Annotated in this window: 15 protein-coding genes; 12 read left to right on the forward strand and 3 right to left on the reverse strand. The window is 50.0% G+C overall.

Annotation, left to right across the window (positions count from 1 at the left end):
- The first annotated feature begins 2 nt into the window (after positions 1-2).
- From FFS57_RS15975 to FFS57_RS15990, 4 genes are read left to right on the forward strand one after another with little or no spacing between them, the layout of a single operon-like run.
- Positions 3-731 carry a hypothetical protein gene (locus FFS57_RS15975; protein ID WP_137938807.1) on the forward strand — a complete coding sequence of 243 codons (729 nt, stop codon included), beginning with the start codon at positions 3-5 and terminating at the stop codon, positions 729-731.
- Between the two features lie 54 nt (positions 732-785).
- Positions 786-1,760, forward strand: a complete 975-nt coding sequence (locus FFS57_RS15980; RefSeq protein WP_137938808.1) for a hypothetical protein — start codon at positions 786-788, stop codon at positions 1,758-1,760.
- A gap of 54 nt (positions 1,761-1,814) precedes the next feature.
- Complete coding sequence (locus tag FFS57_RS15985; protein ID WP_137938809.1) at positions 1,815-2,792, forward strand: hypothetical protein; 978 nt, start codon at positions 1,815-1,817, stop codon at positions 2,790-2,792.
- Positions 2,782-3,621: a DUF429 domain-containing protein gene (locus FFS57_RS15990; protein WP_137938810.1), complete on the forward strand. Its 840-nt coding sequence runs from the start codon at positions 2,782-2,784 to the stop codon at positions 3,619-3,621. The genes FFS57_RS15985 and FFS57_RS15990 overlap by 11 nt, the downstream gene beginning before the upstream one ends.
- A 10-nt stretch (positions 3,622-3,631) precedes the next feature.
- On the opposite strand, the gene FFS57_RS15995 is transcribed toward FFS57_RS15990, so the two are convergent.
- From FFS57_RS15995 to FFS57_RS16005, 3 genes are all read right to left on the reverse strand, one after another.
- On the reverse strand, positions 3,632-4,282 hold the full coding sequence (locus FFS57_RS15995) for a hypothetical protein (protein WP_137938811.1): 651 nt from the start codon (positions 4,280-4,282) through the stop codon (positions 3,632-3,634).
- A 946-nt stretch (positions 4,283-5,228) separates the two neighbouring features.
- Complete coding sequence (locus FFS57_RS16000) at positions 5,229-5,861, reverse strand: outer membrane beta-barrel protein (protein ID WP_137938812.1); 633 nt, start codon at positions 5,859-5,861, stop codon at positions 5,229-5,231.
- A 95-nt stretch (positions 5,862-5,956) separates the two neighbouring features.
- Positions 5,957-6,760, reverse strand: coding sequence for an inositol monophosphatase family protein (locus FFS57_RS16005; RefSeq protein ID WP_137938813.1), 804 nt, complete (start codon positions 6,758-6,760; stop codon positions 5,957-5,959).
- 337 nt (positions 6,761-7,097) lie between these two features.
- On the opposite strand from FFS57_RS16005, the gene FFS57_RS16010 reads away from it, so the two are divergent.
- The 8 genes from FFS57_RS16010 to FFS57_RS16045 form a co-directional block, all read left to right on the forward strand.
- Positions 7,098-7,817, forward strand: coding sequence for a 16S rRNA (uracil(1498)-N(3))-methyltransferase (locus FFS57_RS16010; protein WP_137938814.1), 720 nt, complete (start codon positions 7,098-7,100; stop codon positions 7,815-7,817).
- A gap of 435 nt (positions 7,818-8,252) precedes the next feature.
- A complete protein-coding gene (locus FFS57_RS16015; protein ID WP_137938815.1) occupies positions 8,253-9,509 on the forward strand; it encodes an ABC transporter substrate-binding protein in 1,257 nt (418 codons plus the stop codon).
- A gap of 317 nt (positions 9,510-9,826) precedes the next feature.
- Complete coding sequence (locus FFS57_RS16020; protein ID WP_137938816.1) at positions 9,827-10,723, forward strand: carbohydrate ABC transporter permease; 897 nt, start codon at positions 9,827-9,829, stop codon at positions 10,721-10,723.
- Between the two features lie 64 nt (positions 10,724-10,787).
- On the forward strand, positions 10,788-11,657 hold the full coding sequence (locus FFS57_RS16025; RefSeq protein WP_137938826.1) for a carbohydrate ABC transporter permease: 870 nt from the start codon (positions 10,788-10,790) through the stop codon (positions 11,655-11,657).
- A 52-nt stretch (positions 11,658-11,709) separates the two neighbouring features.
- Entirely contained in the window at positions 11,710-12,825 is a 1,116-nt protein-coding gene (locus FFS57_RS16030) for an ABC transporter ATP-binding protein (RefSeq protein WP_137938817.1), read from the forward strand.
- 331 nt (positions 12,826-13,156) lie between these two features.
- Positions 13,157-13,822: a uracil-DNA glycosylase gene (locus tag FFS57_RS16035; RefSeq protein ID WP_137938818.1), complete on the forward strand. Its 666-nt coding sequence runs from the start codon at positions 13,157-13,159 to the stop codon at positions 13,820-13,822.
- A gap of 124 nt (positions 13,823-13,946) precedes the next feature.
- Entirely contained in the window at positions 13,947-14,837 is an 891-nt protein-coding gene (locus tag FFS57_RS16040) for an SHOCT domain-containing protein (RefSeq protein ID WP_137938819.1), read from the forward strand.
- Between the two features lie 397 nt (positions 14,838-15,234).
- On the forward strand, positions 15,235-15,563 hold a 329-nt coding region (locus FFS57_RS16045; protein ID WP_137938820.1), incomplete at its 3' end, for an ISAs1 family transposase.

Consider the following 15,563-nt stretch of genomic DNA (forward strand, 5'->3'; position numbering starts at 1 on the left):
ATATGAACGCAAATCATGTTTTACTAAGAGATTTTATATATACCGATCCTGTACTCTGCATGGATATCACCACTGGTGAATGGCGCAATGCAACTGAGCTTGAGTATCCACCCGAGACCGAATACATCGGGGATGCGCCTAATCCCATTCGTGGCATTTATATAGTTAATAAAGGACAACACTTCTTTCGTTACGCAACACCAAACGATCGGGTTATTTTCCGAGACGACGCGGGGTCTTGTATCGAAATTGACGGACATATTTATGCAGTGGTCGAACCATCTAAAGACCTCGCTGGTGAAATAGAGCCCGATTATAATCTATTCCAACTCTTTCATGACAATGGTCAACTACTCTATCAATTTCGCTATGAGGCAACGCTTTATAGAAAGCTTTATGAAACTGAATTAATGACGGGCACCGGTGCAAATGTTATTTTTGGCGACCTGACATTAGGAGACTGGGATTTTTTCTATAACATGATTGATGCTTGTAGTTATGTAAAAAATACATTTAGTGAGAACCAAGCCAATGGTTCGCAAATAGGAGACACCCCAGCAATGCGCCTCCGCTGCGACGCCGACCAGCCCTGCCCTCGCACCGGCTGGTGGTGGAGCCCGGCTGCGGGTGAACAAGGTCGGCAGCATTTCGAGCAAGGCCAGATCCTGCCCAAGACCGAGTCGGATTACGGCACCACCATCTGGTATTGGGAAGCAGACCGGCAAAACTAATTCGTAGGGAGCGCTACACTACAGGCCGACTGAGCCCAATATTGGAATCGTCAGATGCAACGCAACCTGAGTTACGAAGCCCACCTGTGGTACACCATTACTTCACCGGATTATGTGCAGCGAGCCAAAGGCTATTTGCAAGATGCCCACGACTTTCTCTTATCACAGATGGGGCGTGAACCACTTGCAACTGAATATCCGCCGCTTATCCATTGGGCTAGCGAAATTCAGCACCTGATCGATACCTTTGATAATGAAATGGCCGTGCTCAGGCAGGGTGAATACGGTGCGATGCTGGGGTGGGGTGGGCGTTTGGAACGCGTGCCCAGAGGGTTTGACGAAAGCGTGCAGTGGATGTCAAACGAGGATTATCGAACCTTTAAACGCAAACTGAATTTGGCAGTGAGTATTTGCAGCGACTTTGACTTCGCGCTATCGATGAGTCGTATGTATTCCAGCCAAGGCTATAAGGACGGCACTAAAGACTGGCATTATTGCGTTCCAGAGGATATGGGTATTGTCAGCAACAATATTGCACTGAATTACGAGGAACACATTTTCCCCACTCCGCCCGCAGAACTCCCCGAATACGCGCCCGACACCAGCGTTACCTGCAAAACCGGCGACATCGTGCCCTGGACCGGCGTGTGGGTGCCCACCACCGGCATGGGCACGGCCGCACTGGTATTCGCTCGCAAACACGTGCAGATCATGCAGCCGTCTTACGAAGTGGCTTACTACGACGAAGACTTGGAGATGGTGACCAAATTCAATCTCGTTGACACCACCTTCCACCCGGTCAAACCCACCGGCCGCATGCTGCCCTGGCCGCAACCCGTCACCGCGACCGAGCACCTCGAACGCCTGCGCTGCGAAGCCGACCAGCCCTGCCCTCGCACCGGCTGGTGGTGGAGCCCGGCTGCGGGTGGACAAGGTCGGCAGCATTTCGAGCAAGGGCAAATCCTACCCAAAATCGAGTCGGATTACGGCGCCACCATCTGGTATTGGGAAGCAGACCAGCAAGACTAATTCGCGGGGAACGCGACACTACAGGCCAACTGAGCCCAACATTGGAATCGTCAGATGCAACGCAACCTGAGTTATGAAGCTCACTTATGGTACACCCTGACCTCGCCCGACTATGTGATGCAGGCGAAGGGCATCTTGCAGGATGCCTTTGATGTGCTGATGGATTGCGTCAAGGCCACGCCCTACATCGGCGATTACCCGCCGGTCCCCTATTGGGGGAGTGTGGTGGAAGAGTTGCTGAACAGCTTCGATAACGCTCTGGCCATGCTCAAACAGGGCGAATATGGAGAGATGATGGGCTGGGGCGGTCGCCTCATGCAGGTTCCACGCGGCTTTGACGAAGGCAACATGAACTGGATGCAGGGGCGCGCAGAGGAGTTCATGAGTTTATTGAACAAAGCGGGTAGCTATTGTAGCGACTACAACCGAGCGCTAGTCATGAGCCGTGAATATGGCAGTGCAAGCTACAAAGACGGGACTGGCGATTGGCGCTTTGAAATGCCAGAAGATATGGGAATAGAAGGCAACGATATTGCCCTCTATTATGAAAAATACGTATTCCCCAACCCACCCGCCGAATTGCCCGAATATGCACCTGATACCAGCATAACCTGCCAAACTGGCGATATCGTCCCCTGGACTGGCGTGTGGGTGCCCACCACTGGCATGGGCACCGCCGCACTGGTGTTTGCCCGCAAACATGTGCAGATCATGCAGCCGTCGTACGAGATCGTGAGCCGGGATGCTGACGGTTACGTCGATCAATACAATCTCGTCCACACCACCTTCCACCCGGTCAAACCCACCGGCCGCATGCTGCCTTGGCCGCAACCCGCCGCAGCGGCGGAACCCCTGGAACGCCTGCGCTGCGAAGCCGGCCAGCCCTGCCCTCGCACCGGCTGGTGGTGGAGCCCAGCAGGTGGCGAGCAAGGTCGGCAGTATTTCGAGCAGGGCCAGCTCCTGCCCAATCCCATCAAGGCAAACAGCAATCTTGGCTCGATGGCAAATATTTCACCAAACGATGACAAATGACCTTGCAATCTATGGGCTGGATTTCTCGAGCAAACCATCGGCGAAGAAACCGATTGTCGTTGCCAAGGGATTGATCACAGATAATGTGTTGGCGCTCACCCAAATCGAGTTGCTGACCACGCTGCGGGATTTCGAGCAGTTTTTGTTACGAGATGGGCCATGGGTTACAGGGTTTGATTTTCCCTTCAGTTTCCCGCGTGATTTGATCATGCATCAACATTGGCCCAATACATGGCCGGCCTTGATGCAATATATTCGTCAGTACTCCAGAGATCAACTCAAGGCCATTTTCAAGGTCTGGTGTGATGCTCGACCAGCCGGTGCAAAGTTTGCACATCGCACAATCGATCGTCCAGCCGGCGCTTCACCTTCCATGAAATGGGTAAACCCGCCTGTTGCATGGATGCTATTAGAAGGTGGGCCGCGACTATTGGATGCAGGAATATCATTGCCAGGTATTTGTACTGGTGATACCAATCGAGTGGGATTGGAAGCCTATCCAGGCTTCCTGGCACGACAGGTAACCCGAGAGTCATACAAAAGTGATGATGTGTCAAAGCAGACAACGGCCAGATTACAGGCACGTACCAAGATATTGCATACCTTGGTAGAAGGCACATTACTTGGTCTTCAACTTGATGCTCGCGAATTTGAAACCCAAGTACTAACAGATGGCAGTGGCGACAAACTGGATGCGGTCATGTGCTGTCTCCAAGCGGCTTGGGGATGGCTCCGCCGCCACGAGAACTACGGTTTGCCTTCCACTATGGACCCACTGGAAGGTTGGATCGTTTCAGTGCCAGCCCTACCTTCAACGGGCCAGCACTGAGGTACACCGATCAATAGCCCGTCTGCGTATCAGGATTGATCTGGTTGTGTCGCATCATCCGTTTTGGAATGAAGACTGTGTGTTTAGAAAGTGGCCATGCCCAGCTGGGTTTCGATTGTGCTTCATCAGTCTGTTTTTTGGACTTGAGTAATCTGGGTGTTTCCATCGGTGCAGGGACCGTTACCGCATGTTCTGATCTTTCTGGTAACGGTCTAGCAAATAGTGCATCCAATTCACGGTGACCCTGGATCAAAATTGGAATCAACCGGTTACCAGCTTTGAACAAGTCGAAGCTGGAACGGGCGGCAATGACTTTTTGAATAAAACTGAGCCACTCGGTCCACACCCGTCGGTAAAGGCTGCCCGAATCATCCGATGCAGTCCGCCCTGTATTTAGCCCTTCTGACATGGTATAGCCATATTGTTCGATCCACTGCGCAGTTCGATTGGCCAAACGATCAAAGACACCGTCTTGCAACCATTGTTGCACTGTCGCTTTGGTAGCCTCCGGTAGGCGATTATCCTGAATCAGGTAACCTAAAGCTTCAAACAAGTGGCTCGTATGATCACGTTCCGGTTTTTCAGCCGATCGTTGTAGCAGCGATGGTAACAATTGCCAGCGCTGATCCTGCAACCGGTTCAAACGTTCCTTTCCTGTCATCACGCATCTCCCAATATCGGCCTCTACCATAGGCACTATACGACAATGACATGAATCTAACATGAACAGCGATAGTAGAGTAAACAGTAAAAGGTTTTTTTACCAGGACATTGATTGATCCGCAGAACGTGTCAAAACTACGTTCCAGCGGTCCCAAAGCTTTGCTTCTTGTTGAGATGCAACCGATCCAATATTTGCAAAAAGAACGCGACTACAGTTAGTAGCCGCGTTTAAAAGAGACGATGAATAGATGGTCAACGAACAGCAAATAAGAGAGTGGGAGATTTGCCAGCCAGTTGATCACCAAACCACTGAGACATCAGGCATCTGCGCGAAAGTGCTTCCATGGCAGAACCTGGAAATCTGATAGTGGCTGTACGTCTCTGACGGCTTTCTGTTGCACACAGTCATTGGAGGCAGTGATGTGTCCGACCGACGCAGCTGATCTTGCAACCGAGGTAGTGGATGGTGAACCCATCCAACCCTGAAAGCTGATCATGGATTGCCCTACACCTGCCAACATCCACATAAACAGCACACATGTTAAGGCGCCGGCGAGCCCAAATTGTACGAACGGGTTGATAGTTGAAATCGTGTTAGTTCTCATCACTGCCTCCTGATTGCATTCATTGACGCGCTGTTGGCACGCCTTCCGTTTTTCAGTGATTGCAGTGTAGCGCAAGGTATCTTGCAGAACAAGATACCTTGCTAAAAAAAATACCTATCGTATACAAGATACCTTGTGATGTACTCTATTAAGGAAAATGTCATCAATACAGGTGCGACGATAGAGAGGGGGCTAGAAATGGGAAACATTACCGACTTGATCATTAGTTACACCAGAAAAAAAGCAGCACGGACGTCGTCGCGTGCTGCTTTTTTTGATACCGTCAGGTTGACTACAAACCATAGTGAACCCTATATGTATGAATTGCCGAGCTGAGACCTAAAACCAAACGTGGGCATTCATCCCAACGTGATTTCCTTTAACGGATTGGCTGGTATCTTCTTTCCACTTGTACTTGATTGCAGTGTAGCGCAAGCCAAGTGAAATGTTGTCTGTGGCTTCGTACTCATACTGCAGCACTAATCCTGGCGCATTCTTGAACTTATGTTTGAAACGATCTGTAAATTCAAAGGTTGTGTTGAAGTCATACCTCAACCCCAAACCTACCGCGTGTTTGTCAAAGTGGTAGGCTGGGATAATTTCCAGTGGATAGCGGTAGAACTGGAAGCTAACTTTCTTATCAGCGACCAACGGATCGTCACCTTGAACAGTATCAAAGTGATAGCCCAACGTTGCCTGAACTGACACGGGCAATTTGCTGAAGCGATAACGTGTACCAAAATCTACTTGGAACAAGCGCCCCGCACGCACATTTTCATTGTTGACCACTTTGCCTGTTGCTTTGTCATAAACCTTGATTTTGCCCATATCATCGCCGCCGGCAGTCAGCCCGATACCAGCACCAATCTGCCACGGGCTTCGGATAGTATCGTCCAGATTCATGTCAGCCAAAGCAGCGCTACTGGCACAAAATGCAGCCAGTGTCAGAAGGTACTTCATTGATTGCTCCATTATTTCAAGTGTATGAGCATTATAACCTGCTTCATGACATTGTTGTTTAAGGAAATCAATTTCAACTTAACCAGCGTTTTGCATGAAGACCACACCTATTTATTAGCCTGTACCCATTGATACCACTGCTCAAACAAAACAGGATCCAGCGCAGCAATAGCCGATCTGCGCCAAATATTATCCGACCAGAAATCATCATGATGAATGCTGCCTAGTCGCCCTCCGGCTTCAAGCAAAATCAGCGTACCAGCCGCATAGTCCCATAGCCGTTGACCACCATGTAGAATCAGATCAAATCGACCAGCCGCAACCCAGCACCAGTCCAATGTACTTGCACCTAGATTACGTTGACTCCCGAATGGCGCGACTGTCATCAAGCGTGCAGGTAATTTGCCAGGTAACCATTTCAGCTCCACACCAGCAATAGCTTCTCCAATAGCAGGCTGATGATTTTTCAGAGGTAAACGAACCCCGTTCACAAAGGCTCCGTGACCAGCTAAAGCATAAAATGCTTCGTCTGAGCAAGGGTTATAAATTACCCCCATGACGGGTTTACCCTGCTTAAGAAAAGCAACCGAGATTGCGAAGTATGGCAAACCATGGACAAAATTAGTGGTGCCATCAATGGGGTCGACACACCACAATCCGTCATCCCCATTTTCCCAAAGTGCTTGCTGCTCTTCATCCGTCATCTCCTCGCCCAATACCGGCGCATCAATGATGGTAGGCAGCTCGCGTTTCAGTCCCTCCTGCGAGGCCAGATCCGCTTCGGTAAACAAGGTGCCATCATACTTACGTGAGTAGGCCACATTCAGAAAACGTGGCATGACCTCAGTTTGTGCAATGCGCTTGACCGCCGCGATCGCGGCCTCAAGCGTATTCCAATTCACGTCAAACATCTGATTCCCACTTGATTGTTCTGTAGATAAGTACGTTGACACACGCCACTGCCTATCACGAAATTTGAGCTCTGTTCCGAGTCTGAAACTGACATCAGTACATAATGACTGACTCACTTGTACCGATAATAAATTGTATGGATGATCGACAAGAACTCAGCGCGATACACCATCAAACCGTTCAGGTCAGACAAGCATTTACCGCACCCTCAATCATAACTGGGTTTCGCAGATGGGATTGGCAACGATACAATTACCACCATCTTACCGCATCAAGCAGTGGCACAGGTTTTCGTGCCCTGGTTAACTGAATCAGCAATAGGAACACTTACTGGCCATGCCTCGCTTCTACATCGATACCCCACTTGTCGACAACATGCCAATTGACTTGCCTGAAGCGGTTTGTCGTCATGTGCAGGTATTACGTCTGCAACCTGGCGATATCATTACGCTGTTTGACGGCAATGGTCACGAAATTGATGCAGTGTTGGCTGACATTGCAAAGAAACGCGCCACAGTGCTAACACAATCGATACGCCAAACCGATCGCGAGTCCCCATTGAATACCACCCTGGTCCAAGCGGTTTCTAGCGGTGATCGCATGGACTACACCTTGCAAAAAGCGGTTGAATTGGGCGTGACCACAATTATTCCCGTTATCAGCGAGCGTTCCGTTGTCAGACTACAGGGAGAACGAGCAGAAAAACGCATACAACATTGGCAAGGTATTGTCATCAGCGCCTGTGAGCAATGTGGACGTAATACTGTACCAACAGTACATGCTCTACAGTCGTTCAATGACTGGGTTAAGCAGCCAAAACCTATAGCGTTGAAGCTGATGCTCTCACCCCAAGGCAGTGGTCGGGTACGCGATCTACAACCAGTCACGGAGATTGCATTGCTGGCAGGCCCGGAGGGTGGACTCACCGCAGCAGAAGAGGCTGCCGCCATGAATGTTGGGTGGCAACCATTGAAATTGGGACCACGTATTTTACGAACGGAAACCGCAGCAGTTGCTACGATCGCAGCACTCCAAGCATTGTGGGGAGATGTGTAAAACCACGGTAGTCACTTTCTACATCTCATAGATGGCACTCTCGATTAAATCCTTCCACCCTGCATTACTTCATCTCAATACCAAACACAAATCCGGTTTTGCTACCTCAGGCCAAGTCCTGTTCACACCCCATGCTTGACCGTATGGCTCCATTAAATCGAATCACTGTCCATCCTGGCTCCCTACAACCAAATTTATAAGCCCCCGCCTCAATTGCAAATTGCCCCTTCTCCTTAACTGCTTCTCCACACAAACCATTGTTGTAGCAATGGTTTCATCTACCTTAATCACATCACAACAGAAGCTTACTCAAAACTTACATTTTGCTTTACAAAAATTTAGAGTAGAACTATAGTTCAACGCGGTTGGAATCAAAAATGCAACCATAAAACTAGATAAATCATATATTTCCACGACAGTTGGAAGGAGATGGCCATGACTTACACGATATCGAAAGTATTCAAGTGCTTATCCGCTGCCGGGCTAGTCAGTATCGCGCTGGCGGCAAAGGCCGGTGAAGTAGAAGTACTGCACTGGTGGACCTCTGGTGGTGAGGCGAAGGCCGCATCAGAATTGAAAAAAATCATGCAAGGCAAGGGCCATACCTGGAAAGACTTTGCTGTAGCTGGCGGTGCGGGCGACAACGCCATGACCGTTTTGAAGTCCCGCGTGGTATCGGGTAACCCGCCTGCAGCGGCACAAATCAAAGGGCCATCCATACAAGAGTGGGGTGATGAAGGTGTTCTGGCCAATTTGAATGATGTTGCCAAAGCAGAACAATGGGACACCGTATTGCCCAAAGTTGTAGCTGACGTCATGAAATACAAAGGCAACTATGTTGCCGCACCGGTTAACGTACATCGCGTGAACTGGCTCTGGGTCAATCCAGAAGCACTGAAAAAAGCCGGCGCCAAGGTGCCCACCAACTGGACCGAATTTTTTGACACCGCCGAAAAACTACAAAAAGCCGGCATCGTCCCCCTGGCACATGGCGGCCAAGCTTGGCAAGATGCAACGGTGTTTGAAGCCGTCGCACTTGGGCTAGGTGGTGCAGATTTTTACAAGAAGGCATTCATCCAGCTTGATCAGGCAACGCTGAAAAGCGCCAAGATGGAAGAAGCACTGACCACTTATAAGAAACTCAAAAAATACGTCGACAAAAACAGCCCTGGCCGTGATTGGAACCTGGCAACCGCCATGGTGATCCAGGGCAAGGCTGGCATGCAGATTATGGGTGACTGGGCAAAGGGTGAATTCCTGGCTGCCGGTAAAGTGCCAGGAAAAGATTTTGTCTGTGCCCCTGCTCCTGGCACCAGCAATACTTTCACCTTCAATATCGATAGCTTTGCCATGTTCAAGTTGTCTGGTGAGGCAGCCAAAGCCCAGAAAGATTTGGCTGCTGCCATCATGAGCCCGCAGTTCCAAGAAGTATTCAACCTGAACAAAGGTTCCATCCCTGCCCGTTTGAACATGGACATGGCAAAGTTTGACGACTGCGGTAAACAATCCTCCAAAGATTTCGTCGCCACAGCCAAGACTGGCGGCCTACTGCCTTCCTGGGCACATGGTATGGCAATGTACTCGGCAACCCAAGGTGCTGTTCAGGATACGATTTCCCAATACTGGAACACCGACAGCATGACAGCCAAGCAAGCGATGGACAAGATCGCAGCTGCAGCCAAAGTGAAATAAGCGCCGTTGGTGATGAGGGCATTGCGCCCTCTCACAGTCCTCTGATCCATTGTGATGTTTACCTGCCGTGGTCAGCATAGTCACCGGCACGGAACGTGGTGGCAGAAATCTGTGCAGCCATGCAGATCTTGCCATTGGCACCGAACCGGGGTCGTGCAGACCCGTTTAGCTGATCCTGTGGCAAATCTTGTCCAGGTTGACGCCCCGGCGGCTTGCCCGCCGCCGGGATTTTTTTGGCTGACCCCGCGGCCAGCCGTCATTAACGCTGGCCTGGAACCCTACCAAACCTGAATGGCTGGGTTTGCAAGGAGTGAAATATGTCCCAATCCGTTACCACCAATTATGGCTCTCTCGACAAATGGCTACCCAAACTGGTCTTGGCACCTTCATTCGTGCTGACCTTGGTATTCGTTTATGGCTTTATCGCCTGGAATGGCTATCTATCTTTCACGCCATCTCGAATCCTACCCAACTATGACTGGGCAGGCCTCATTCAATACGAACGCCTGTTTGACAATGAGCGATGGTGGGTAGCGGTCAAGAATCTTGGCATCTTTGGTACCTTGTTTATGGGTATATCCATGGCCTTGGGTTTGATGCTTGCCATCTTCCTTGACCAAAAAATTCGCATGGAAGGTGTATTGCGCACAATTTACCTGTATCCGATGGCGTTATCGTTCATTGTTACCGGTACGGCCTGGAAATGGATACTTAATCCAGGCCTCGGCCTGGAACACTTGATGCACCAATGGGGTTTTGAAAGTTTCACGTTTGACTGGCTAGTCAATACTGACATGTCAATATATACAGTAGTCATCGCCGGGGTATGGCAGTCATCCGGCTTTGTAATGGCCCTGTTTTTGGCTGGGCTACGTGGTATTGACGATTCCATCATCAAGGCAGCCCAAGTCGATGGTGCATCACTGCCGCGCATCTACTGGCGAATCATCGTACCTTGCTTACGCCCGGTATTTTTCTCTACGTTAATGATCTTGGCTCATCTTGCGATCAAGAGTTTCGATCTGGTCATGGCACTGACCTCCGGCGGCCCTGGGTTCTCATCCGATGTCCCCGCAACCTTCATGTATTCCATGGCATTCACACGTGGCCAGATCGGCATAGGTGCAGCCAGTGCCATGATGATGCTGGCAACCTTGGCTGCATTGGTTGTTCCTTATCTTTATTCGGAATTGCGGAATAACAAACATGGCTGATACTCAAAACATGACTGCAACTGCAACGTTGCCGATCGCCCCGACCACGACGGAGGGCCAACCCATGAAGGTACTTGAACACTGGCTACCCAAGCCTAGTCGTTTCATCTTGTATGCCATCCTGTTCACAGTGGCCATTTACTATCTGCTACCACTCTATGTGATGGTCACCACGTCTTTGAAAAGCATGGACGAAATCCGTGAAGGCAATTTGTTGTCCTTGCCTAACTCTCCAGGGTTTGCCGCTTGGGCCAAGGCCTGGGGTGAAGCCTGTACGGGTGTGTCATGTGACGGGCTGAAAGGCTATTTCTGGAATTCCGTCAAAATGGCCGTCCCATCTGTACTGATTTCAACCATGTTGGGGGCGATCAATGGCTACATACTATCTAAATGGCGCTTCAGAGGCTCTGAGGTCATCTTTGCCATGATGATGTTCGGTGTATTCCTGCCATTGCAGGTTATCTTGCTACCAATGGCACAAACGTTGGGTTGGCTTGGCTTGGCTCGCTCCACGGGCGGCCTGGTCTTCGTCCATTGCGTAATGGGTATTGCCTCGACTACATTGTTCTTCCGTAACTACTATGTGGGCATTCCTGACGAATTGATCAAAGCAGCCACACTGGACGGTGCAGGCTTCTGGAAAATCTTCTTTCGAATCATTTTGCCGCTGTCGACGCCAATCATCATGGTCACCACAATTTGGCAGTTCACGCAGATCTGGAATGACTTTCTGTTTGGCGTGGTGTTCTCTGCCGGTGATTCACAACCTATCACCGTAGGCCTGAACAATCTCGCCAACACCTCATCCAGCGTAAAGGAATACAACGTCGATATGGCGGCAGCCATCATCGCGGGCCTACCGACCCTGTTCGTTTACGTTGTAGCAGGCAAATATTTTGTGCGTGGGCTTACCGCCGGCGCAGTGAAGGGCTAAACAAATTTCGCTGGCGTGGTCCATATGGCCACCCGTGCACAAGGAGATACACATGGGTGCTTTGAAAATCAAAAATGTTCGTAAGAGCTTTGGCGGTACCGATATTCTCAAGGGAATCGATCTTGAGATTGACGCGGGTCAGTTCCTGATTCTGGTGGGTCCATCTGGATGTGGTAAATCCACACTACTTGGCCTGATCTCAGGCCTGGAACAAACCACGACAGGTGAAATTTGGATTGGCGACCGAATGGTCAACAATGTGGCGCCAAAAGATCGCGACATTGCGATGGTATTCCAAAGCTATGCGCTGTACCCAAACATGAACGTGAAACAGAACATCGCGTTCGGCATGGAAATGCGCAACGTGCCCAAGGCCGAGCAAGAACAGATTATTGCTCGCGTTGCCAAGATGCTGCAGATTGAACACCTGCTAGACCGCAAGCCCAGTCAGTTATCAGGTGGACAACGCCAACGGGTTGCAATGGGTCGCGCGCTGGCTCGTAACCCTGGCCTATTCTTGTTTGACGAACCGCTTTCGAACCTGGATGCAAAATTGCGGGTTGAGATGCGTACTGAAATCAAACGACTACACGAACGAACCAAAACAACCGTTGTATATGTCACCCATGATCAGATTGAGGCAATGACTCTGGGTGATCGTATTGCTGTTATGAAAGATGGCATTATTCAGCAATTTGGCGGTCCACAGGACATATACGACAATCCAGCCAACATGTTCGTTGCGGGCTTCATTGGCTCACCGTCGATGAACTTCATTCACAGCACGGTTGTGAAGATCGATGGTAGCGTGGGTGTCAAAGTGGAAAGTAGTGGTAAGCAAATCGTGCTTCCAGTCAGGCATGCAGCTTCGGCCAAGCTTCAAGCATGGGCTGGGAAAGAAGTTATCTTTGGAATTCGCCCAGAGCAAATCACTGGCACGATCAATGTACAACAAGACAATCCTCACATCACTAAAGCCGACTGTAAGGTAGAAATTGTTGAACCAACCGGCCCGGACACTTTGACTTTCATCAACCTGAATGGCAAAGAGGCGGTATGTCGAGTCCACCCAAGTGAAGCAAAGCGCCCCGGAGAGCAGATGCAACTGGCTTTCGATATGTCCAAAGCCGTTTTTTTCGATCCCAAGAGCGAGGCTCGCGTTGCCTAAATCTACCCTCAACACATATTAGTCCATTGAGTATGTTAAGCAATTGACCACGTCATATAGTCTGTACCATATCAAACGGAATGGGTACTACCGGAAAGCAACAAGCTTGCTGACCGATACCCATTTCACTAATTTTGGGTGGTACCGTCATGCCATCCTGTCCAAAGACGGTGCATTATCTAACTTGGCTCATAAATATATCTTCAATTGACTGAGCAGTTCGTTTTGCCACCGCCATCATGTACTAACTGGTACGACCAATGGACCTAATGCGTGACAGCTAGTGCGGACTAAGGCTATGCTCCCCCGACTTCTTTTTATATAGCCCAGCATGAGTACAAATCGACTGATTGCCGAACTGCAGTCTTTTGAAGGCAATGAAAAACTGTTCAACCCCTGGCGCCAAAGGTGTGAAGAGTTTGATCGCTCTGACGACGCCCCGAAACAAAAAGCTACCCGACTAGCAACCCATCTCAACAACCCAGCGGCCAAACTGATGCTGCTGGGTGAAGCTGCTGGTTATCAAGGTTGTCGTTACTCAGGAATTACCTTCACCAGTGAGAAGCTACTACTGAGTGGCACTATTCCACGGATTGAACAATTAACCGAACGACTTACTCATCGTAGGCTTCCATTTTGCGAACCATCAGCGACAATTGTTTGGGGAGCCTTATATCAACTTGGTTTAGCCGATCAAACCATCCTTTGGAATACGCTGCCATTTCATCCCCATAAAGGGGAAGCTCTTAGTAATAGAACCCCAACCACAACAGAAATCAAATTAGGGGCGGGTTATCTGCAAATGCTGCTTGATAGCCTGGCAAATGACGTACCGTTAATTGCAGTAGGCAACAAAGCGCAGCAGGCACTGAGCCTGATCAACGTCAAACCCTTCGCTACCGTACGACATCCAGCGATGGGCGGTGCAAACCAATTCAGAGAGGGAATGCATCAAGTTGCTCAACGTCTAAGGTCACCTACCGAACGTACAACCTGAAGCATTAAACAGTAGCAATAGGGCTTCCAGATTGCCGTACAACATGGCTAGGCGGGGATTTCCACTTGCCAATTCAGCAATCTATCGAAACAATGGCAACTTTGCCGATCATGAGGAGAACACCATGCAACGCCCCACCCCGCTAATTGCATTGCTGCTGGCCGCCAGCCTAATGGCCCCGACCAGCCATGCTGTTACGCTGCTGGAAGGCTTGTTCGGCAAAACCGAATACACACCGCCAAAGAGTGGTGATAAGTTATACGAAGCCAATGAATTCGATTTCGTTCGCCTGACAGCGACAGATACTATTGGCAATCAGCATCCAGTACAGGTCTCCGTTGATCAGCTGAAATCAGCTCTGGCAGGTATTGAGCTAAAGAACGGCGACAACAAATCGCTCCCACTTTTCACCGATGATGAACTGACCGTTTTGTCAGCCCCAATTAGTTACGGCTTCTCCCGTGCAACCACAGGTCAAGATATTACATTTATGAGCACCGAACGCCATGGTGCGTTGGGTCTACTTGCACCCAAGTTAGGGACAAGTGGCCGAATGTTCATTAAGGATAATCGACTCCATGTCATCATTGGAGATGCACATGTCGAATACCAAGCACAGTACCGAATGACAGGTTTCAAACGCACGTTCAGCCAAGGCGATCGGCAAGCAGCATCGAAAGTAACATTACAGTTGAATCGAACAGCGCAAACAGCCGGTGGCCAGCAAATTCGTAATGACTGGGTAGCACTCTCTCTACAAACTCCCACAACAATAGCCTCGCCTATCACGACACCCGTTGCCCCGCTTTCATCAGTACCAGTAAATAGCGGTAAACCTGTTGCAACGACACCCATTGGAGTAAACATGACACCTTCCTCCACGCCAGTAGCTTTGCCACGAGAACAACGTTCTGTGGAGGATCGCTTACGAGCATTACAGGCATTACGCGATAAAAACCTGGTTACAGATGACGAGTATCGCCAAAAACGCGTTGAAATATTGAAAGATCTATAATTCTAAAATCGCCAATCATAGCTAATCTATTTAAAAAATAGATTGTTCCGGTCGACCTCGCATAAAATTCTTCTGGGCATTAACCTAGGCGAGGTCATCTCATTACACTAGGGCGGGATCGAACTTTCATTTGGCATGGAAGTTAGGCTCGCGATGAATCGCCAAATTGGGGAAAGCGCCCAAAATCCCCAGCTGATTTATGCTAAAAGCGTACTTTCACTGATGAAAGTACGCTTGCCCTACACAAAAGCCCACATGCTAGACATGCGAAAGCCATAGTTTAGGATGCCATTGGCAAGTTCGATCCCGCCCTGGGTACGACAGTGCACCTCATCAAGCAACCTGGTGCCCAGTCCGGTAAGCTGCGAACCCCAATCCTTCACCGTCAACCTTGGCCATGGTCCTATTCACCCACCTCGCCGATCTGCCCGACCCACGTACCCCGATCAACATTCGCCACAACCTGATGGACGTGGTGTTCCTCACCTTTGCAGCCGTGCTCAGCGGCGCCAGCGGCTGGAAGGCCATCGAAGTGTTCGGTGATGCCCAACTCGACTGGTTGCGCCAGTATCGTGGCTTCGAACATGGCATTCCGCGTCGCCACTGCATTGCGCACCTCATCCGGGCACTGGACGGGGAGGCGCTGATGCAGGCGCTGCTGGGCTGGATCAATGCCCGCCGCCAGGGCAGCGGGCAGGCGGTGATCGCCATCGATGGCAAGACCCT

Origin of the sequence: Chitinivorax sp. B, assembly GCF_005503445.1 — a bacterium.
Taxonomy (GTDB): Bacteria; Pseudomonadota; Gammaproteobacteria; order Burkholderiales; family SCOH01; genus Chitinivorax.